17 protein-coding genes are annotated in these 20534 nt (G+C 67.1%); 9 read left to right on the top strand and 8 right to left on the bottom strand.

Annotated elements, in window-relative coordinates; genetic code table 11:
• Positions 1 to 123 precede the first annotated feature (123 nt).
• Entirely contained in the window at positions 124 to 1458 is a 1335-nt protein-coding gene (locus tag ACTAQI_RS08315; protein WP_457950555.1) for an MFS transporter, read from the top strand.
• Between the two features lie 177 nt (positions 1459 to 1635).
• Positions 1636 to 2223 carry a hypothetical protein gene (locus ACTAQI_RS08310; RefSeq protein WP_457950554.1) on the top strand — a complete coding sequence of 196 codons (588 nt, stop codon included), beginning with the start codon at positions 1636 to 1638 and terminating at the stop codon, positions 2221 to 2223.
• A gap of 48 nt (positions 2224 to 2271) precedes the next feature.
• On the opposite strand, the gene ACTAQI_RS08305 is transcribed toward ACTAQI_RS08310, so the two are convergent.
• Positions 2272 to 3099, bottom strand: coding sequence for an alpha/beta fold hydrolase (locus ACTAQI_RS08305; protein WP_457950553.1), 828 nt, complete (start codon positions 3097 to 3099; stop codon positions 2272 to 2274).
• An 81-nt stretch (positions 3100 to 3180) separates the two neighbouring features.
• Positions 3181 to 4578 (bottom strand): amino acid permease, encoded by a 1398-nt coding sequence (locus ACTAQI_RS08300; protein WP_457950552.1) that lies wholly within the window; start codon positions 4576 to 4578, stop codon positions 3181 to 3183.
• Positions 4579 to 4864: 286 nt separating this feature from the next.
• On the opposite strand from ACTAQI_RS08300, the gene ACTAQI_RS08295 reads away from it, so the two are divergent.
• From ACTAQI_RS08295 to ACTAQI_RS08275, 5 genes are read left to right on the top strand one after another with little or no spacing between them, the layout of a single operon-like run.
• Positions 4865 to 5575, top strand: coding sequence for an NUDIX hydrolase (locus tag ACTAQI_RS08295; protein ID WP_457950551.1), 711 nt, complete (start codon positions 4865 to 4867; stop codon positions 5573 to 5575).
• Positions 5572 to 6876 carry a quinolinate synthase NadA gene (gene nadA, locus ACTAQI_RS08290; protein ID WP_457950550.1) on the top strand — a complete coding sequence of 435 codons (1305 nt, stop codon included), beginning with the start codon at positions 5572 to 5574 and terminating at the stop codon, positions 6874 to 6876. The genes ACTAQI_RS08295 and nadA overlap by 4 nt, the downstream gene beginning before the upstream one ends.
• A complete protein-coding gene (locus ACTAQI_RS08285; RefSeq protein ID WP_457950549.1) occupies positions 6876 to 8717 on the top strand; it encodes an L-aspartate oxidase in 1842 nt (613 codons plus the stop codon). Before nadA ends, ACTAQI_RS08285 begins: the two co-directional genes overlap by 1 nt.
• Positions 8710 to 9627 (top strand): carboxylating nicotinate-nucleotide diphosphorylase, encoded by a 918-nt coding sequence (gene nadC, locus ACTAQI_RS08280; RefSeq protein WP_457950548.1) that lies wholly within the window; start codon positions 8710 to 8712, stop codon positions 9625 to 9627. The genes ACTAQI_RS08285 and nadC overlap by 8 nt, the downstream gene beginning before the upstream one ends.
• Before the next feature lie 7 nt (positions 9628 to 9634).
• Positions 9635 to 10801, top strand: coding sequence for a cysteine desulfurase family protein (locus tag ACTAQI_RS08275; RefSeq protein WP_457950547.1), 1167 nt, complete (start codon positions 9635 to 9637; stop codon positions 10799 to 10801).
• Between the two features lie 23 nt (positions 10802 to 10824).
• Here ACTAQI_RS08275 and ACTAQI_RS08270 read toward each other — a convergent pair whose 3' ends face one another.
• A complete protein-coding gene (locus ACTAQI_RS08270) occupies positions 10825 to 11313 on the bottom strand; it encodes a GtrA family protein (protein WP_457950546.1) in 489 nt (162 codons plus the stop codon).
• A gap of 83 nt (positions 11314 to 11396) precedes the next feature.
• On the bottom strand, positions 11397 to 12059 hold the full coding sequence (locus ACTAQI_RS08265; RefSeq protein ID WP_457950545.1) for a DUF1684 domain-containing protein: 663 nt from the start codon (positions 12057 to 12059) through the stop codon (positions 11397 to 11399).
• Positions 12060 to 12228: 169 nt separating this feature from the next.
• Here ACTAQI_RS08265 and ACTAQI_RS08260 point away from each other — a divergent pair, with 169 nt between their 5' ends.
• The gene (locus ACTAQI_RS08260) at positions 12229 to 13056 is read left to right on the top strand and encodes a hypothetical protein (protein WP_457950544.1); all 828 of its coding nucleotides are present in this window, start codon (positions 12229 to 12231) and stop codon (positions 13054 to 13056) included.
• Between the two features lie 72 nt (positions 13057 to 13128).
• Positions 13129 to 13935, top strand: coding sequence for a transglutaminase-like domain-containing protein (locus tag ACTAQI_RS08255; protein WP_457950543.1), 807 nt, complete (start codon positions 13129 to 13131; stop codon positions 13933 to 13935).
• On the opposite strand, the gene ACTAQI_RS08250 is transcribed toward ACTAQI_RS08255, so the two are convergent.
• The 4 genes from ACTAQI_RS08250 to ACTAQI_RS08235 form a co-directional block, all read right to left on the bottom strand.
• Positions 13932 to 14393 (bottom strand): MarR family winged helix-turn-helix transcriptional regulator, encoded by a 462-nt coding sequence (locus tag ACTAQI_RS08250; RefSeq protein WP_457950542.1) that lies wholly within the window; start codon positions 14391 to 14393, stop codon positions 13932 to 13934. The genes ACTAQI_RS08255 and ACTAQI_RS08250 overlap by 4 nt on opposite strands.
• Positions 14393 to 15502, bottom strand: coding sequence for an LLM class flavin-dependent oxidoreductase (locus ACTAQI_RS08245; RefSeq protein ID WP_457950541.1), 1110 nt, complete (start codon positions 15500 to 15502; stop codon positions 14393 to 14395). Before ACTAQI_RS08245 ends, ACTAQI_RS08250 begins: the two co-directional genes overlap by 1 nt.
• Before the next feature lie 194 nt (positions 15503 to 15696).
• Positions 15697 to 18930 carry an efflux RND transporter permease subunit gene (locus tag ACTAQI_RS08240; protein ID WP_457950540.1) on the bottom strand — a complete coding sequence of 1078 codons (3234 nt, stop codon included), beginning with the start codon at positions 18928 to 18930 and terminating at the stop codon, positions 15697 to 15699.
• Between the two features lie 68 nt (positions 18931 to 18998).
• Positions 18999 to 20501 carry a malate:quinone oxidoreductase gene (locus tag ACTAQI_RS08235; RefSeq protein ID WP_457950539.1) on the bottom strand — a complete coding sequence of 501 codons (1503 nt, stop codon included), beginning with the start codon at positions 20499 to 20501 and terminating at the stop codon, positions 18999 to 19001.
• Between the last annotated feature and the right edge of the window lie 33 nt (positions 20502 to 20534).

Below are 20534 nucleotides of genomic sequence, written 5' to 3'. Positions count from 1 at the left end.
AAAACTCCCGCTCCGTGTTCCACATCACAACTTCCGTAGTACCCTACTAACTAACTGACCGTTCTGTCGGTAATCCTGAAGGCGTCCGGGCGGCACTGCTGCCCAATAAACAATGGAGTTTCAATGACCACACCTTCCAAGGTGGATACAGCCGCCGGTCCCAGCAACCGGCGGGAGGAACGCAAGGTCCTCGCCGGCACCCTCGTCGGCACCACTATCGAGTGGTACGACTTCTTCATCTTTGCCCAGCTGACCGCAACGCTGCTGTCACCGCTGTTCCTGGCACCGCTGAACGAGTCCAACCCGGGCCTGGCCCAGATCCTCTCCTTTGCCCTCATTGGCATCAGCTTCCTGTTCCGTCCCCTCGGCGCAGTGATCGCCGGGCACTTGGGCGACCGCCTGGGACGAAAGGCGATGCTGGTGTTCACCCTGGTGATGATGGGCGCAGCCACGGCACTGATCGGCATGCTCCCCACCTATGCGCAGATTGGCGCCTGGGCTCCTGTCCTGCTGATCCTGCTGCGCGTCATCCAGGGTTTCTCGGCCGGCGGTGAGTGGGGCGGTGCTGCCCTGATGGCTGTGGAGCATGCTCCGATCAGCCGCCGAGGCCTGTTTGGTGCCTACCCGCAGATCGGCGTGCCCGTGGGCATGATCCTGGCCACCGGCCTGCTGTTCTTCCTCAACACGAGCATGTCCAAGGAAGACTTTGCGGCCTGGGGCTGGCGGGTGCCGTTCCTGCTGTCCATCGTCCTGATCGTCGTTGGCTACCTGATCCGCCGCGCAGTGGCCGAAAGCCCGGTCTTCCAGGAAATGGCGCTCCGGAAGAAGGAGAGCAAGGCCCCCCTTGGCGAGCTGATCCGGAACCACAAGCTGCCCGTCCTGTACTCCACCCTGATCTTCATCGGCAACAATGCAGCGGGATACCTGCTCATTGCGTTCTTCATCTCCTACGCCACCAAGACCCTGAAGATGCCCACCCCGCAGATCCTCCTGGCCACCACGCTGGCGTCGTTTGGCTGGCTGATCTTCACCCTGGTGGGCGGCTGGCTGTCGGACCGGATTGGCCGGGTCAAGACCTTCCTGATCGGCTACGCCATCGTCTTCGCCTGGATGATCCCCATGTTCGCGTTGATCGACACCAAGGACATCGTGCTTTACGGCGTTGCCCTGTTCGTCCTGACCATTGGCCTGGGCCTGTCGTACGGCCCCATGTCCGCCATGTACGCGGAGATGTTCCCCGCAAACGTCAGGTATTCCGGCATCTCCATCGGCTACGCGTTCGGTGCCATCCTGGGCGGCGCCTTCGCGGCAACCATCGCTGAATTCCTGCTGCAGTCCACCAAGTGGACCGGTTCGATCGGCATCTACATCATGGTCCTCTGCGTCATCTCAGCGGTCGGCGTCGTGCTGGCCAAGGAAACCAAGGGCCGCCCGCTCGGAGTCAGCAGCCACCACTGACGCTGACGACGCATTACCGGGGGACCGCAACAACGGCCCGGACCGCAAGGTCCGGGCCGTTGTTATGCGAGGGCAGTTCTACCCATCGGTCCGGTGGGCCGGTCCCGGTAGCATTGCCGGGACGGGCTGCTGGCCAGGCGCCAACCCGCTTGAGCCGGGGAATCAACACATGGGGGCATGATGGCCGGAGACGTTGTCAGATCAGGACCTGCGCGGGGACGCGCATCGTTGCGTCGACGGCGGCCGGTCATCGCCTTGGCCGACCGGTTCACGCGGATAGCCAAGGCCTTGTCACTGACGTACGTCGCGGCCGTGCTGGCGGCGTGTGCGCCGGCCGCCGACCCCCTATTTGCCAGCCTGGATCTTGCTACCGCAAAGCAGTCAGTCCTGAGCCAGCAGGAGGAGCTGAAGGCGGCGGTGCCGCCGGCGGAAGTGTCCACATCGGTGCAAATTAAAAAGTCCCGCGCCTTGTTTGAATGCGGGAACGGCGGCTATTACTGGCCAGGGATGATGGACATCGTCCTCACCGCCGACGCCGACCCCTCGGCTCTCCTTACGGACATCAAGTCGGACTGGTCGGCGCAGGCCGGCTGGACCGTCACGGACAAGACCAGCATCAATGGCAATCCGCAACTTGTCATCACGGATGATCAGGGTTACAGGCATTCCATTGAGTACAACCCCGGGCGGAATGCTCTCTATGTGTTGTCATCGTCCGCGTGCTTCCGGATGGAGGGAGGGCCCGATCCGGGGGTTGACTACTGACTGGCCAGGATTTGAATCAATTCGCGCTGCCCAAGGGATCGCTGCAGCCTAGACCCCCAGGAACGAGATGGCGGCCTGCTTGAAGGCCCTGCTGGTGATGGCGTTGGTGTGGTTCCGGCCGGGCAGGACCAGCTGCTCGGCCATGGAGCCGGCGCTGCGGGCCAGTTCGGTGAGCCTGGGCAGGGTGTGGGCCCGTTCGTCCTTGTCTCCCACCACCAGCAGCATCGGAACGTGGGGTACGGCTTCGGCGGGGTCGTAGGGTTCGGCCTTGATGGCCTCCACCAGGGACAGCAGCGCGAAGATGTTGTTGCTCGGCAGCAGCAGTGCCATCTTCAGGAGCTGGGCGGTGGACTCGTCGCGGATCGGTGTGCCGTCCGCCAGGTAGTCCTGGGCGGCCCGAAGGTCGAATGCGGCCAGGGGGTCGGAGTCGTTGGGTCCGCCGAGCACCAGCCGGTGCACCAGCTCGGGCTGGGTCGCGGCGAACTCCCACGCGAGCCGGGACCCCAGGGAATAGCCCACTACGTCCAGCCCGCTGGCAGGGTCCCCGTCGTGCAGGGGGCGCGCTCCGGCGTCGAACGCTGCCTGGAGCAAATCGGCCCTGATCTTGCTGGGGGAGTACGAGTCCATGTCCTCCGGGGCGCCGCTGCGGCCGTGTCCTGGAAGATCGACGGTGATGACCCGGCGGCCGGCGTCGAGCAGTGCAGACACCCAGCCGGTGTCCTCCCAGTTGAGCTTGGAGGAGGAGGAAAAGCCGTGCAGCAGCAGGACCGGCCGGAGGCCTGCATCGTCCGCCGGCTCGTGGACCGCAACATACATTTGGGGGTCGGTGCCCTCCACGGTGTGTGCGTGCTGCTGTCCGGTGTGCCTGCCGCTCATGGTGTCAGTTCCCCAATCAGGTACGGCGCCTGGGCGGGCCCGGCGCGTCGGTGCGTCTTCCTTGGAAAGGTACGCACCACTCTACCTGTTGGCAGGCCGGTTCCTGCTGGCCAGGCGGGCGCCCGCAGCACACGCCAGGGCAATGCCTGCGATCAGCGCAAAAGTGCTGAAGAGTTGCACGCGGCTGCTGTCGGCGCTGAGGCCGACGGCGAAGATGAGGCCCAGCAGGACCAGTCCCAGGATGGTCAGGCCGGGAAAGCCCTTCATGCGCAGGGGAAGCGGGATTCCGTCCCGGTCTGCCCGCCGCCGCAGGATCAGCTGGGAGACCAGTGCGCTGCCCCAGACCACCAGGCATGTGGATCCCACCAGCTGGAACAGTGCGGGCAGGATCCGTTCCGGGAACAACAGTTCAAGGACTGTGGCGATAAAGCCGAAGGCCACCGATACCGCCACAGCGAGCAAGGGCACTCCGGCATTGTTGAGCCGGGTCAGGGCCCGCGGCGCCTCGCCCCGCTGCGAGAGTGAATACACCATGCGGGAGGCGCCGTAAAGGTTCGCGTTCAGCGCCGAGAGAAGTGCGACGACGGCGACCAGCGTGATGGCGGTGGAGGCGCCGGGGATCCTGGCAGCGTCCAGCACGCCGGCGAAGGGCGAGGCGAGGCTCTTGGATGTGGCGGGAAGGACGGCGGCAATGACGAAGACAGAACCGATGTAGAACACCAGGATGCGCCACACGACCGTCCTGATGGCCTTGCCGACGCTGCGCTCGGGATCCTCGGTTTCGGCTGCGGCCACGGAGACGATTTCCGTCCCTCCGAACGCGAAGATCACCACGAACAGGGCTGCGGCAACACCGCCCAGGCCCTGGGGAGCAAAGTTCCCGGTGAGGTTTCCGGCGCCGGGGGAGGCGACGCCGGGCAGCAGGCCCAGGAGCAGGGCGGCGCCGACTGCGAGGAACAGGACGATGACGGCCACTTTGAGGATGGCGAACCAGAACTCGAACTCACCGAAGTTCCGGACGCCGGCCAGGTTGATGCCGGTGAACACCACCATGAACAGCAGCGCCAGCGCCCAGACCGGGACCACGGGCCAGACGGAGAACAGCAGTCCGGCGGCACCCAATGCCTCGGCCGCAATCACCACGACGAGCTGCAGCCACCACAGCCAGCCAATGGTGGCTCCTGCCGTCCGGCCCAGCGCCCGCTCCGCGTACACGGAAAAAGCTCCGCTGGTCGGGTTTGCGGCCGCCATCTCGCCCAGGGCCCACATCACCAGGATGATCAGCGTTCCGGCCACGAGGTAGGAAACGAGTACTGCCGGTCCGGCCGCCTGGACGCCGGCGCCGGATCCCAGGAACAACCCCGCGCCGATGGCGCTGCCCAGCCCCATCATGGTGAGCTGCCGCGGCTTCATGCTGTGGCCGGCTGTGATCTTCTGCGGGGGTGTGGCGGACGTGGTCAGGTCAGACTTCGTCGTCATGGGGCAATGCACCTTCTGGGGGCTGGTTGGGGGTCCGGCCTCTGGGGTCGGGGGTCCTCGTGGGACCTCTTGAATTTACCGTCTCCGGAACGCGCCCGGAAATGGACGGTAAGGCAGGGGCCGCGGGATGCGGGAAGAGGGTTTCGGATGCGGCCGGCTGCGGCCCCGACTGGGATGCAGAAATATTTCCCTTTCTGGTGCACGCGGCCGTAGAATTAGTTTTGGTCAAGATGACCATAACTCTGAACAACCGCCGCGGCGGAAATGACGGAAGGCGGTGGAACGGATGTACTACAGCTCGGCAAATGTTTCCGAGCGGCAGGCCGCGCCGCCGTCGCTCGCCATCTCCACGGTGATCTTCGCCCTGCGGCCAAGTGAAACCTCGGGCCGCCCCACGCTGTGGCTGCCCCTGGTGCGGCGCATCCGTGAGCCCTTCAAGGGACTGTGGGCACTGCCGGGGGGCCCCCTCAGCCATGACGAGTCCCTCCAGGACGCCGCCGCCAGGAACCTGCGGGAGACCACGGGCCTGGCGCCCCGCTACCTTGAGCAGCTGTATGCCTTCGGCGGCCTGCACCGCTCACCCACCCAGCGCGTGGTGTCCATCGTCTACTGGGCCCTGGTCCAGCCCACGGAAGCGGCGCTGGCGGATGAATCCGAGAACGTGCGGTGGTTCCGGGCCGACCGCCTGGGTGACCTGGCCTTCGACCACAACGCGATCGTTGACTACGCCCTCTGGCGCCTGCGCAACAAGCTGGCCTACGGCTCGGTGGCGTACCACCTGCTGGGTGAGTACTTCACCCTGGCCCAGGTCCGCGAAGTCTACGAAGCCGTCCTGGACCGCCAGCTGGATCCCGCCAACTTCCGCCGGCAACTCAAATCCACTCCGGAAATCGAAGAAACCGGGGAATACCTCCAGGGCGGCAAACACCGTCCGCCACGCCTCTACCGCTACACCGGCCGGCCAGGCCTTGACCCAGACAACAGGAGCACACCATGAGCAGCGTCAACACGGCAATCCAGCTGATCACGCGCGAACAGGCCGAAAAAGGCGCAGCGGCGGAACGCAGCACCTGCAGCCCGGCGCTGGCCAAGGGCCCCTGGGACTACGATCTCGCCGAGGCCCTCGCCGGCATCCCCGCCTATGGCCCGGGCGCCTCGAGCGCGGACCCTGCCCCAGCCACCACGCCGCGCCAGGGCCAGCTGCCCCAGGAGTACAAGCTGGCCAGTGACGCCGAACTCGGCGAACGGATTCGGGCCGCCAAGGCCGCCCTGGGTGACCGTGCCGTCATCCTGGGCCACTTCTACCAGCGCGACGAGGTGATCCAGTACGCCGACTTCGTGGGTGACTCCTTCCAGCTCGCCAACGCGGCACTGACCAGGCCGGACGCGGAAGCCATCATCTTCTGCGGAGTGCACTTCATGGCCGAAACGGCGGACATCCTGTCCACCCCGGAACAGGCCGTCATCCTGCCCAACCTCGCCGCCGGCTGCTCCATGGCCGACATGGCTGACGCAGAGTCCGTGGAGGAATGCTGGGAGCAGTTGTCGGAGATCTTCGGCACCGAGCCCGACGCCGAAGGCCGGGTCCCGGTCATCCCCGTCACCTACATGAACTCCTCCGCAGCCCTGAAGGCATTCTGCGGTGAACACGGCGGCATCGTCTGCACCTCCTCAAACGCCAGGACCGTCCTGGAATGGGCCTTCCAGCGGGCGCAGCGGGTGCTGTTCTTCCCGGACCAGCACCTGGGCCGCAACACGGCCAAAGCCATGGGCGTGCCGCTGGAGCAGATGCCCATGTGGAACCCGCGCAAGGACCTGGGCGGCAATGACGAACAGGCCCTTCTGGACTCCCGCGTCATCCTCTGGCACGGGTTCTGCTCGGTGCACAAGCGCTTCAACGTGGCCCAGATCGAGAAGGCCCGCGCGGACTTCCCCGGCGTCCAGGTCATCGTGCACCCGGAGTGCCCCATGGAGGTGGTGGACGCCGCGGACTCCGCCGGCTCCACGGACTTCATCAAGAAGGCCATCGCCGCCGCCACCGAGCCCACCACGTTCGCCATCGGCACCGAAATCAACATGGTCAACCGGCTTGCCGCCGAGTACCCGCAGCACACCATCTTCTGCCTGGACCCGGTGATCTGCCCATGCTCCACCATGTACCGCATCCACCCCGGCTACCTCGCCTGGGTGCTGGAGGAACTGGTGGCCGGCCGTATCGTCAACCGCATCACCGTGGATCACGACGTACAGGCCAATGCCAGGACGGCGCTCGAACGCATGCTCGCTGCGAGGCCCTGATGACCCGCCAGCCTGCAGTACCCCCTCGCGGCCGCCAGGCCCAAGTGGCCACCGGCCAAGGGGACGGGCCTGCGCGCCGCCTCGCCGTCGTCGGAAGCGGCATCGCCGGCCTCTACGCCGCACTGCTCGCCGCCGACGCCGGCGCGGACGTGGTGCTGCTGACCAAAGGCGCGCTGGACCACAGCAACACCTGGTACGCCCAGGGCGGCATTTCCGCCGTACTCGCCGACCCCGCGCCCGGGGACACTGTGGCCGCGCACATCGCCGATACCCTCCGCGCTGGGGCCGGACACTGCAACGAGGCCGCGGTGCGGCTGATGTGCACGGAGGCGCGGCGGGACATCGCGGGCCTCCAGCGCTACGGGGTTGCCTTCGATCCAGGGGCTGGCGAGGAGGGGGCAATGCACGACGGCGTGCCGGCCCTTGGGCTCGAAGCGGCCCACAGTGCCCCGCGCATCCTGCACGCCGGGGGTGACGCCACGGGTGCACGCGTCGCCGGCGCGCTGATCCAAGCCGTCCTGTCCCGGGGGGACGAGGGAACGCTGACCATCCTCACGCATGCGGACGCCGTCGCACTCGTTACCCGGGACGGGCGGGTGGCGGGCGTCGAATACCTCCAGGGTGGCCGGCACGCGACCCTGGCTGCGGATGCCGTCCTGCTCGCCACCGGGGGAGCCGGCCAACTGTTCGCCCAGACCACCAACCCCGCCGTTGCCACCGCCGACGGGCTGGCGCTCGCCGTCCGCGCCGGCGCCGCAGTGGCAGACCTCGAATTCTTCCAGTTCCACCCCACCTGCCTGGTCAGCTCCGCCACGGCCCACCCGGCCCGGCTGGACGGACCGCTGCTGATCTCCGAAGCCGTCCGCGGCGAAGGAGCCATCCTGCTCGACTCCAACGGCCGGCGCTTCATGCAGGCCTACCACCCCGACGCCGAACTGGCACCCCGCGACGTCGTCTCGCGCAGCATCGCGCTCCACCTCGCCAAGCTGGGCGAGCCCAACGGCCACGTCTACCTCGACGCCCGCGGCATCGAACAGGCCAGGGGCGAAAGCTTCCTCCAGCAGCGGTTCCCCACCCTCACCCGCAAGACCTTCGACGCCGGCATCGACTGGACCCGCGAACTGGTCCCCGTCGCCCCCGCCGCCCACTACTGGATGGGTGGGGTGCGTACCGATTCCCACGGACGCACCACCGTCCCCGGCCTCTACGCCGCCGGTGAAGTCGCTTGCACCGGCGTCCAGGGTGCTAACCGGCTGGCCAGCAACTCCCTCCTCGAGGGACTCGTCTTCGGCCGCCGCGCTGTTGAATCTTTCCTCTCCGGTGACGCGCTTCCTTGGGTGTCGCCTGACGGCGCTCCTCCGCTCGCTGTCTCGGCCGCTGCCGGCCTCCCCTTGACGCTCGCTTCCGGAGCACCCTCAGTCGATGATTGTCGGGTCCCCTTGGGTGCGGCATCAGTGGGCGCGACGGCCGGGGCAAGTGCGCCAGGCGGGAGTTGGCCGTCCACCTTCGGTGGGGGAATCAGTGCCGGGGAGCCGTTTTCGCGGGGGGCTCTTCGGTTGTTGATGACCTCGCATGCCGGGGTCTTGCGCTCCGGGGAGCTGTTGGCTGGGGCTGCCCGGATCCTGGCTGGCTGGGCCGCCGTCGTCCGTCCTGATGCAGTTGATTCCTCCGCTGACCCTGTGGTGCATGAGGACCGGAATCTTTTGCTGGCCGCGCAACTGCTTGTCGCTGGTGCCCTCCAGCGCAGTGAATCTCTTGGCGCCCACTACCGCAGCGACGTACCCGAAGAACCCGACCATCCGTCCTCCCTCCGCCCGAAAGCGAGCCTGCTCCATGACTGAACCCGCCGTGATCGACCAGGCAGCACCCCCGCGGCCGGCACTGGACCTCACCCTTCCGCCCGCCCCGGTCAGGGAGATCCTGGAACGGGCCTTCGCCGAGGACGCGCCCTCCGGCGACATCACCTCACAGCTCCTCATTCCCGCCAACGCACGCGCCACCGCCGTCCTCAACGCCCGGGTCCCGGGTGTCCTCAGCGGTGCCACCGTATTCCGCGACGCCATGCAGCTCGTGGACCCCGCCACCAGGGTGGAGTTGCTGGTGGCGGACGGGGAAACGTTCGACGCCGGCACGCACCTGGCACGGGTCAGCGGCACCGCGCGCTCGGTGCTGCTGGCAGAACGCGTGGCGCTCAACCTGGTCCAGCGGATGTCCGCCATCGCCACGAAGACCGCCGAGTTCGTGCGGCTCGCCGAGGGAACCCGGGCCCGCATCACCGACACACGCAAAACCACACCCGGCCTGCGCATCCTGGAGCGCTTCGCCGTCAGGTGCGGCGGCGGTTCAAACCACCGCTACAGTCTCTCCGACGCCGTGCTGGCGAAGGACAACCACCTTGCCGTGATGACCGGCGGCGACCCGGAAAAACTCACCGGGCTCCTGCTGGCCGCCAAGGCCCGGCTGGGGCACACCACCCACTTTGAAGTGGAAGTGGACAGCATGGACCAGATCGAACCCGTCCTCGCGGCCGGGGTGGACACCATCATGCTTGACAACTTCAGCATCGAGGAACTGAAGGCCGGCGTGGCCCTCGTGGCCGGACGCGCCCGGGTGGAAGCCAGCGGCAACGTCAACCCCGGCACTGTCGCGGCCATTGCCGCCACAGGCGTGGATGTCATCTCCATTGGCGCACTCACCCACACCGTGGCCGCCCTGGACCTGGGCCTCGACGTCGAGCTGAGCGCCGGGTGAACCTGCCATGATCTTCCTTGATGCCGCCGCCACCACCCCGGTCCGCCGTGAGGTGCTGGACGCCATGTGGCCCTACCTTACGGGCAGCTTCGGGAACCCCTCCAGCCACCACTCCCTCGGGGAAGCAGCCGCTGCGGCGCTCGCAGGGGCGCGGGCAGCGGTGGCCGCCGCCCTTGGCTGCCGGCAGGGCGAAGTGGTCTTTACCTCCGGGGGAACGGAGGCCGACAACCTGGCCATCAAAGGCATTGCCCTGGCCCGGCAGATGGCCAACCCGCAGCTTAACCGGGTGGTGATCAGCGCCGTCGAACACCCTGCCGTGGAGGAATCCGCGCGGTACCTGCAGCGCTTCCACGGCTTTGCCGTAGATGTGGTGCCGGTGGACGCCGCCGGCCAGGTGACACCCGCGGCCTTGGCCGGGGTGCTGCGGCCGGAGACCGCGCTGGTCAGCGTCATGTACGCCAACAACGAGGTGGGCACCATCCAGCCCATCAAAGCCTTGGCGGAACTGGCCCGCGCCCACGGCATCCCGTTCCACACCGATGCCGTCCAGGCCGCCGGCTGGCTGCCACTTGATCCCAAGGCGCTGGGCGTTGATGCCATGAGCATCTCCGGGCACAAGCTGGGGGCACCCAAAGGCTGCGGCATGCTGTTCGTCCGGAGCCGTACGCGGCTGGAACCGGTCATCCACGGCGGCGGCCAGGAGCGGGGCCGCCGATCGGGAACGGAAAACGTTGCCGGGGCGGTGGGCCTGGCCACTGCCCTTACGCTTGCGCAGGAACGCCAGGCAGGGCAACGGGGACGTGTTGCCGCGCTGCGCGACCGGTTCATCGCCGCGGTGCTGTCAGGGGTTCCGGACGCTGTCCTCACCGGCCACCGAACGGAACGGTTGCCGTCGGTGGCGTCGTTCTGTTTCCCCGGAACCAGTGGCGAGTCTGTCCTCCTGGAACTGGAACGGCGCGGCGTGGTCTGCTCCAGCGGCTCGGCCTGCGCTGCAGGCTCCGATGCGCCGTCACCCGTGCTCACGGCGCTGGGGATTCCCGCCGGGGTGGCCCAGACGGCGGTCCGCTTCAGTTTCGACGCGTCGGTGACGCAGGAGGACCTGGACGCGGCAGCCAATGCCGTCCAGGCGGCCGTCGCCGGCGTCAGGAACCTGGGCGCGGGCCAGGTCCGTTAGCCCCGCCCCACGGTCCGGCAGGCCTAGCGGTGGCGCGCGCGGCGGAAGATCCAGTGCCGCAGCATGCTGAAGCGCACAGCGGTGGCCAGGAAGCCGGAGAGCGTGGTGGCCACCAGTTCGTCGCCCACGGTGGCATCCGGATTAAACCAGTGCAGCACCCCCAGGCTGCTGCCGGTGATCACCAGCGCCACGCCAATCACCACAAGGCCGTTGAGGTGGTCACGGGTCCGCCGCTGCTGGCCGGCGATTTTGAAGGTCAGCCGCCGGTTAAGGGCCGTGTTCAGCAGGGACGTGAGGATGAGTGCCACGGCGTTGGCCAGCTGGGCGCCAAGCCACGGCCGCAGCAGCGCGTAGAGCCCCAGGGACGCCGCGGTGCAGATGACGCCCACGCCGGAGAAACGCAGCAGCTGCCGGATGACCGGAAAACGCAGGACACCCCGGTGGTGCCTCGTGGCTGGAAAGCGCCGGGCGGGGGTCTCCGCGACGGCGGGTGCGGAAGTACCCTCCCTCACGCGGTGGCACCGGCAGCACGCTCAGTGCCCAAGGGGGAGGGGATACGGCTGTGCGCAGGGCGCCCGCGAAGACCCGCCATAGATCAGTACAGCTCGCCCACGGGGATGTCCACTGCCAGCCGGTTGGACGGCCCGGCGAGTGGACATGCCCACGCCTCGTTGTAGGCGCAGGAGGGGTTGTAGGCAAAGTTGAAGTCCAGCACGAAGGTGGCGTCGGGCCCAGTGCCGCTGACGCCGTGGAATGCACCCTTGATGGTGTCGAGCAGGTAGCGCCCCGCCCCGTAGCTTCCGCCCGGCTGACCGGCCGTTGCGTCGCGGAACGGAACGAAGATGCCGCCGCCGTAGCCGTGGATCTTCCACACCCCCAGCTGGCCCATTTCCGGAAGGTCGAACGTGCCCAGCCGGACAAAGTGGACCACGCCGTCGGTCCCCGTGTCCACGCTCAATTCCCGGCCCGCGCCCTCCTTGGTGAGCGGGACGTGGAACCGGTAGATGGGATCGTAATCGGCGGTCTTCAGGCCGGAAAAGCGCGCCTTGTCCGCCGCGGTCAGCGCGGATGCAGGATGGGTGGCGAACATCAGGTCCCGCTGGTGGCGCCAGTATGAGTGCGCCTCCGACGGGCTCTCGGCGGAGATTTTGCGGACGGTGTCGTAGAGCGCAAAGGTCCGCAGCCGCCAGTCCACGATGTCCAGGGCGGAAATGTCCGCGGGGTTCTCTTCGGCTGCGCCGTGCTGCTCTTCCGACATAGCCTCCAGCCTAGTCCCAGGCCAGGGTGGTAGGCGTCCGACGGCGACACGCCGGGCAGGTGCCGCCCCCGGCGGCGCGTTGGCGGGCCGGCTAGAGGGCCGCTCCGGGGGTGCACGAAACACCTTCACGACAGGCAGGCGAGGGGTGCGGCGCCACTAGGCTGATCCCATGACATGCAAGCCAGCAAAGGCTGTTCTTTCCGGTGTGACCCTGGTGGCCGCCGCGGTTCTGCTCACGGGGTGCTCCGGCCCCCAGGCCGGCAACCCGGGATGGACGGCGCAGGCGGAACCTTCCGGAACAGTAACTCCCGGAACGGCATCGCCAGCCACAGCAGCGTCAGCCTCGGCATCGTCCGGCGCAGGCGCGGCGTCCGCGACCGGCAGCGCCCCGGCATCCGGCGAACCGCAGGCTGTGCCCACCGCGGTGACGTGGAAGACGTTCTCCGATCCGGCAAAGACGGTCAGCTTCGACCTGCCGGCGGACTGGGTCGCCCAGTCAGTGGCGCCGGAGGAAGGTGTCCTTCCCGGCGGACTGAAGGTCGATGTGAAGAAGCCCGACGGAACCTTCATGGCCGTGCTCCGGACGGGACTGCCGCCGTCGTCCGCTGACTGCCCGGAAAACGCGCGGCACCCTTACACGGTGATCAGCAGCGTCCCGTTTGAACTCGCCGCGCAGGGCGGCGAGGGAACCATCCCGCCGCGCATGGTCTACCGGGTGATCCAGGGTTACCGCTACTTCGGTTCCTACGGCATTACCAACCTGGTGGGCGGAACGGACGGGCAGGCGTGCGAGCTGCGCAATGTGGTGCGTGGTCCGGCCGGCAAGGGGGATTATTCGTTTGGCGACCTCGTGGCCCTCAAAGCCTTCGCGCCGGATGAGAAAGTGGCTCCGGCGAAGGCCTTCGACACCCTTGGCCAGGCGGCGCAGTACGTCAACGAGAGCGCTGACTTCGCCAACGTGCAGCGGATGCTAATGTCGCTGAAGGTCAAAAACTAGTCCCGCGGCCGGCGCTCACCAGGTGCCGGGGCACGCGACTTGCCGTCCGCCCCCCAACACCCCCGGAGAGACATGGAACGCTCTGTTTCCGCACGCCTGGCCTTCAGGACCATCGCCAACACCAAGGTGGCCATGGCCATCGCCGTAGCGCGGAACAGCGGCTACTCATCCTTTGAGGAATCCCTGTCGGTCACCGCCGGCGGAGCGGACGTTCCACTCACTGATGTTTCGGACCACCACGGCGGCAGGTTCCACTACATGGAGTTCGCCGAGCCCACCGACGTCACGGTGGAATATTCCGCCACCGTGGGCGGACGGGGCGTTCCGGAAGACGCCAGCCTCGCCGACCGGATCCGCTATGTGCGTCCCAGCCGGTATGCCGAGTCGGACCGGCTGCTGCCGACGGCCTACGCTGAATTCGAAGGGGTCCAGGGGCCGGACCTGGTCCATACGGTCCGCGATTGGGTCAATGGCGAGCTGCGGTACATCAGCGGCTCCTCCCGCGGCACGGACGGTGCGGTGGAGACCCTCCTCAGCAGGCGGGGTGTTTGCCGGGACTTCGCGCACCTGGCCATTGCCCTGCTGCGGTCCAAGGACATTCCCGCCCGCCTCGCGGCTGTCTATGCCCCCGGGCTGAAACCCATGGATTTCCACGCCGTGGCGGAAGCCTATGTGGAGGGCGCCTGGCACGTCATCGACCCCACGGGGCTTGCCCCGCGGGAATCGATGCTGCGCATCACCGCGGGCCGGGACTCGTCGGACACCGCCTTCCTTTCCACGGTGGGCGGAAGCCTGGTGCTGAACCAGCTTCGCGTCACCGCCGTGGTCAACGGGGACCTGCCCGGCGAGGATCCCTCCCGGCTGGTGCAGCTGGGCTAACGCTTCCCCAGGGAGCTCCGCAGCTTCTCGGTGAGCCGCATCAGTTCCTTCTGCTCGGCAGCCGTCAGTGCCGGACCCACCAGGTCAGAGATGTCCCGGACGTGCTCGCGGCCGATCTCCTTCTGCAGTTCCCGCCCTTCGTCGGTCAGTTTGAGCAGCACGCCGCGGCCGTCCTCCGGTGCCGGCATCCTGGCCACCAGGCCCCGCCTTTCGAGCCTCTCCACCAGCCTGCTGAGGCTGGACTGGCTCAACAGGACGTTGTCGTTGAGCTCGTTGAGCCGCAGCCAGCCGGACGGGCAGCGCGAGAGCGTGAACAGGACGTCGTATTCGTTCACCGCCAGCTTCCGGAACGCCGGTCCGGACTGCAGCTTCCGCATGACCGCTACCTGCGCCCGGAACAGCGATTCCCAGGTTTCGGCCGCCAGCCGCACCGGCGATTCCGGTCCTCCCGCAGCCACTACGCCTCCGAGGTGGCTTTGTCGGCATCCTGCGATGCCAGCAGGGCGGCCACGCGGGCGGCGTGGGTGGGCGGCTCCGGAACGTGCGCGGGCTTGAGGGCCGCGTACTCCCTGCGGAGTACCGGCAGGACTTCCTCGCCGAACAGGTCCAGCTGCTCCAGGACGGTCTTCAGCGGCAGGCCGGCGTGGTCGATCAGGAACAGCTGGCGCTGGTAGTCACCGAAGTGCTCGCGGAACGTCAGGGTCTTTTCGATGACTTCCTGCGGGCTGCCCACGGTCAGCGGGGTCTGCGAGGTGAAGTCCTCCAGGGACGGACCATGGCCGTAGACGGGAGCGTTGTCGAAGTACGGGCGGAATTCCTTCACCGCCTCCTGTGAGTTCTTCCGCATGAAGAACTGGCCGCCGAGGCCAACAATCGCCTGGTCCGCCGTGCCGTGGCCGTAGTGCTCGTACCGCTCGCGGTAGAGGCCAATCAGCTGCTGGTAGTGCTCCTTGGGCCAGAAGATGTTGTTGGCAAAGAAGCCGTCACCGAAGTAGGCGGCCACCTCGGCGATCTGCGGGGTGCGGATGGAGCCGTGCCATACGAAGGGAGCCACGCCGTCGAGCGGGCGGGGTGTGGAGGTGAAGTTCTGCAGCGGGGTGCGGAACTTGCCGGACCAGTTCACCGTGTCCTCGTCCCACAGCTTGCGCAGGAGGCTGTAGTTCTCGATGGCCAGTTCCACGCCGTCCTGGATGTTCTTGCCGAACCACGGGTACACCGGGGCGGTGTTGCCGCGGCCAAGGACCAGGTCCACGCGGCCGTCGGCCAGGTGCTGGAGCATGGCGAAGTCCTCGGCGATCTTCACCGGGTCATTGGTGGTGATCAGCGTGGTGGCCGTGGAGAGGATGATGCGCTCGGTCTGGGCTGCGATGTAGGCCAGGGTGGTGGTGGGGGAGGAGGAGAAGAAGGGCCGGTTGTGGTGCTCGCCGATGGCGTAGACATCCATGCCGATTTCCTCGACCTTTTTGGCGATGGCCACGGAGGCCTTGATGCGCTCGTGTTCGGTGGGGGTCCGGCCTGTGGTGGGGTCCGTGGTGATGTCGCTGACGCTGAATACACCGATCTGCATGACGTGCCTTTCCGTTCCTGGACTTGCTGGGCTTGGTCTCCAGTGTAGACCAATTTAGATGCATTTGCATCTATTGCTCCGTTCAACGCGCGGATGCCTGGAATATTCCCGTGCCCAGGCATGCGACGGACCGGCCCTGGACGCGGCGATGCCCGCACCAGGAGTGGTACGGGCATCGCGGGAAAGTCGTGCTTTTATTCGGCGCCGCCGGGGGCGGCTCGCCGGCCGCTGACCTTGGGGACCTGTCCGGTGGTCCAGTCCCTGAACTCGGCGTCGATGTCGGAGCCGGGGCCAACCTCCGGACGGGCCTGCATGTCCCGCAGCAGCGCCTTCCTTTCGCGGCGTCCCTCCACCAGGCGGTAGAGCACCGGCACCAGGACCAGGGTCAGTGCGGTGGAGGACACCAGGCCGCCGATCACCACCACGGCCAGCGGTTGCGAGATGAAGCCGCCGCCGCCCGTGAGGCCCAGGGCCATGGGGGTCAGGGCGAAGACCGTAGCAAGTGCCGTCATGAGGATGGGCCGGAGGCGCTGCCGGGCGCCGTTGGTGATGGCGTCCGCCACGTTCATGCCGGGCCGGCCGTCGCGTGGCTGCCGGTACTGGTTGATCAGGTCGATCAGCACGATCGCATTGGTGACCACGATGCCCACCAGCATCAGCATTCCGATGAGCGACGGCAGGCCCAGCGGCACCCCGGTAAGCAGCAGAAGGGCCACGGCGCCGGTCGCCGCGAACGGAACCGAGACCAGCAGGATCAGCGGCTGGATGAGGGACTTGAAGGTGGCCACCATGATGACGTAGACGATGGCGATGGCTGCCAGCAGGGCCAGGCCCAGTTGCCGGAAGGACTCAGCCTGCTGGGTGGTGGCGCCGCCGATCGTGGCGGTGACCCCCGCCGGCAGTTGGACATCAGCCAGGCGCTTCTGGACTTCGGTGTTCACCGCGCCCAGGTTGGAGCCCGACGGGGTGATGGATACCTTGGCGGTGCGCTCACCGTTGCTGGCAGTGATGGAGACGGGGACGTCCACCTGGTCCACGGAGGCGATGCTTCCCAGCGTCACCTGCCGCCCGCCCGCGGGGAGCGGGATGTTCCGGACGGCGTCGATGCTGGTGAACTTGGTGCCCTGGCCGATCCGGACGGGGAAGTCGTTGGTATCGATCCGGACCGTGCCGGCCGGGATGGGGCTGATGGTGGATGCCAGGACGCCGGCCACCTGTTCCTCGTTCAGGCCGGCGGCCGCGGCTTTGGCCCGGTCCACCTTGACCTGCACCACGGGGTTGCTGGCCGCGAGGTTGCTGGCCACTTCGCTGGTGCCGGGCACGCCCGTCATGGCGGCCAGCATGGTGTCGCTGGCCGCCTGCAGGTCTGCACTGGTGGCAGCCTTCAGTGTGATGTCCACGGTGGATGAGGTGCCGAAGCCGCCTTGCTGTGTGCCTACGGAGATTTTCCCGGAATCGGGGACCTTCGCGAGCTCCGAGCGTACGGTGTCCTGGAGCCGTTCCTGGTTGGCTTTTTCATCGGTCACCACCGTGAACGTTGAGTTGGATGAACCGGTGGAGGTGAGTGCGGCGAAGCCGGCCTGGGCATTGCCGGAGGTCACCTGAACGTCCTTGATGCCGGCGATGCCGCGCAGGACCCCTTCAAGGCGGATGGCGGCGGCGCTGGTGTCCGCCAGGCTGGTCCCTGCCGGCAGCACCTGGCGCACGGTCAGGCTGTTCTGGCCGGAGTTCCCCAGGAGGTTGGTGGCCAGCAGCGGTGTCATGGCACCGGTGGCACCGAGCACCAGGACAGCGGCCACCAGGGTAATGACCGGATGTTTCTGGGTGGACCGGAGGATGGGCAGGTAGCCGCGCTGCAGCCGGCTGCGCTGCTCGGCGTCGTGGGCCTTGGCCTTGGCCTCGTCGGCGATCCGCCGGGCCTCGGGAGAGCCTGCCGCCGCACCTGCAGGGCCGCCCTTGGGGTTCTTCAGGAACCAGTAGGCCAGCACCGGGACGATGGTCAGGGATACCAGCAGCGACGCCAGCAGGGCCATGGTGACTGTCAGGGCGAACGGCCGGAACAGTTCACCGGCCAGCTCACCGACGAACGCGATGGGCAGGAACACCGCCACCGTGGTCAGGGTGGAGGCGGTGATGGCGCCGGCCACCTCCCTGATGGCGGTGAGGATCGCCGTCGACTTTTCCTCGCCGTAGCTGAGGTGCCGCTTGATGTTTTCGATGACCACGATCGAGTCGTCCACCACCCGCCCGATCGCGATGGTGAGGGCGCCCAGCGTCAGGATGTTCAGCGAGTAGCCGGTGGCTGACAGGCCGATGAACGTGATCAGCAGGGACAGCGGAATGGAGACGGCGGTGACCAGTGTGGACCGGGCAGACATCAGGAAGAGCAGGATGACGGCGACGGCGAATCCCAGCCCCAGCAGGCCTTCCGTGGTGAGGTCCTTGATGGACTTTTCGATGAACGGCGCCTGGTCGAAGACGGGGGTGAACTTGGCGTTCGAGCCCAGTTCCGTCTCGAGTTCATTCAGGGAGTCCCGCACCGCGTGGGAGATCGCCACCGTGTCACCCTCGGGTTTCTTGGTCACGGAGACGGCCAGCGTCTCGGCGCCGTTGGTGCGGGTGATGGAGGTTCGCTCGTCGTCCTTGAGGGAAACATCGGCTACCGAACCGATGGTCGCCGCGTTCTTGGCGCCGGACAGTGGCAGGGCCTTGATGGCGTCGAGGGAATCGACGGGGCTGCCGATCTGCAGCGAGAGGGTCTTGCCCTGGTCCTCGAGTGTTCCGGCAGGGATCAGCGCGCCGTTGTTTGACAGGGCGTCGCGGATGGACCCGACGCTTGTCCCCGCCGCTGCCATGGCGTCAGCCTTGGGAAGGATCTCGATGTGCTGGGACGCGCCGCCGGTGACATCGGCGCTGCGGACGCCGTCGATCTTCTGCAGCCGTGGAACGCTCAGGCGCTGGAGGTCGGCATTCAGGTCGCTCAGGGACTTATCCGAGGACACCGCGAGGAACACGATGGGGAAGTCGCTGATGCTTCCGGCGATGGCCTGTGGCTGGACGTCGCTGGGCAGGGTCCGCTTGGCGTTGGAGATGGCCCGGTCGATCTGGTTCCTGGCCCGGTCCAGGTTCGAGCCGTAAGTGAACACCATGGTGATCTGCGAGACGCCGGTGCGCGACGTGGAGGAGGTGGATTCCAGCCCCTCCACGCCGTTCAGCGCCTTCTCCAGCGGACCGCTGACCTGCTTGTCCACTACTTCGGGCGATGCGCCCGGCATGGAGCTGAGCACGGTGATCTGCGGGAACTCAATGGAAGGAATGAGCTCCTGCTTCAGCGATGACATAGTGATCACGCCGAAGACCGAGGCGAAGACGGTGATCAGCGCGATCAGGGCCCGGTTCGCCAGGGAAAGGTGCGCCAACCGGAACATGGGTGGTCTCCTGGGGTCTAAGTGACTGGTACATGCCCTGGGGGTGCCAGCCCCTGGCCCCGGCAGGGTCAGTGGTTGGCGGAAACACTCTCCAGCTGGAGGGACTTGGCCGTTGCCCGCTCCAGCTCCGCGGCGAGGTCCGGATTCTCATCCAGCTTCACCCCGTAGCCGGGCATCATGTCCTTGAGCTTGGACTGCCAGCCCTTGAAGTTCTTGGGGAACGTCTTCTGGAGCAGCTCGATCATGATGGGGACAGCGGTCGAGGCCCCCGGCGAAGCGCCCAGGAGCGCGCCGATGGAGCCGTCACGGCCGGCGATCACTTCGGTGCCGAACTGAAGGATGCCGCCCTTTTGCGGGTCTTTCTTGATGATCTGTACACGCTGGCCGGCGGTGATGAGTTCCCAGTCGCCGCCCTTTGCCTCGGGGTAGTACTCCCGCAGTGCCTCGACCTTCTGGTCGTGGCGCTTGACTACTTCCTTGACCAGGTAAGCGGTGAGGTCCATGTTGTCCTTGGCCACGGCCAGCATCGGGATGATGTTGGACGGGCGGATGGACAGCGGCAGGTCCAGGTAGGAGCCGTTCTTCAGGAAGTTGGTGGAGAAGCCTGCGTACGGGCCGAACAGGAGCGAGCGCTTCCCGTTGACGTAGCGGGTGTCCAGGTGCGGAACGGACATGGGCGGCGCGCCCACGGAGGCCTGGCCGTAGACCTTGGCACTGTGCTGGGCCGCGATGGCCTCGTCCGTGCAGCGGAAGAACTGGCCGGAGACCGGGAATCCGCCGTAACCCTTGCTTTCCGGGATGCCGGAGGCCTGGAGCAGGTGCAGGGCACCGCCGCCGGCACCGACGAAGACGAACTTGGCGTGGATCTTGCCGTGTTCCCCGGACCGGGGGTACTTCAGCGTCAGGTCCCAGCCGCCGTCGGACGCGCGGGAGATCCCGGTGACGTCGTGGCCGTAGTTGATTTCGACGCCGTTGTTCCCCAGGTAGGTGGTCAGCTCGCGGGTCAGCGCACCGAAGTCGACGTCGGTGCCCTCGGCGGCGCGGGTGGCGGCGATTCGCTGCTGGGGGTCGCGGCCCTTGACGATCAGCGGCGCCCACTTGGCGATCTGGGCGTGGTCCTCGGAGTACTCCATGCTCCGGAACAGGGGGTGCGGCTTCAGGGCCTCGTAGCGGGTCTTCAGAAACCGCGTGTGGTCCTCGCCGAGCACGAAGCTCATGTGCGGGACGGTGTTAATGAAGCCCTTCGGCGAACCGATCAGGCTGTTGTCCACCAGGTGGGACCAGAACTGGCGGGAAAGCTGGAACTGTTCGTTGATGAGAAGCGCCTTGTTGGGGCTGACCGAGCCGTCCTTGGCTGCGGGGGAGTAGTTGAGTTCGCAGAGGGCGGCGTGGCCCGTTCCTGCGTTGTTCCAGGGATCTGAACTTTCGAGGCCCGGCTGGTCCAGCCGTTCGAACAGGGAGATGGTCCAGTCCGGCTCCAGCTGCTTGAGGAATGCCCCCAGCGTGGCGCTCATGATGCCGCCGCCTATCAGGACAACGTCGGCGTGGGGGGTCTTGGAAATGAAGGTCACGATCAGTCTCCGATTGCAGCGGCTCTGGCTGTC

The sequence above is a fragment of the Pseudarthrobacter sp. alpha12b genome (assembly GCF_054130495.1).
The sequence above is the reverse complement of the archived record's forward strand: the minus strand, read 5'-3'. Positions and strand labels throughout refer to the sequence as shown.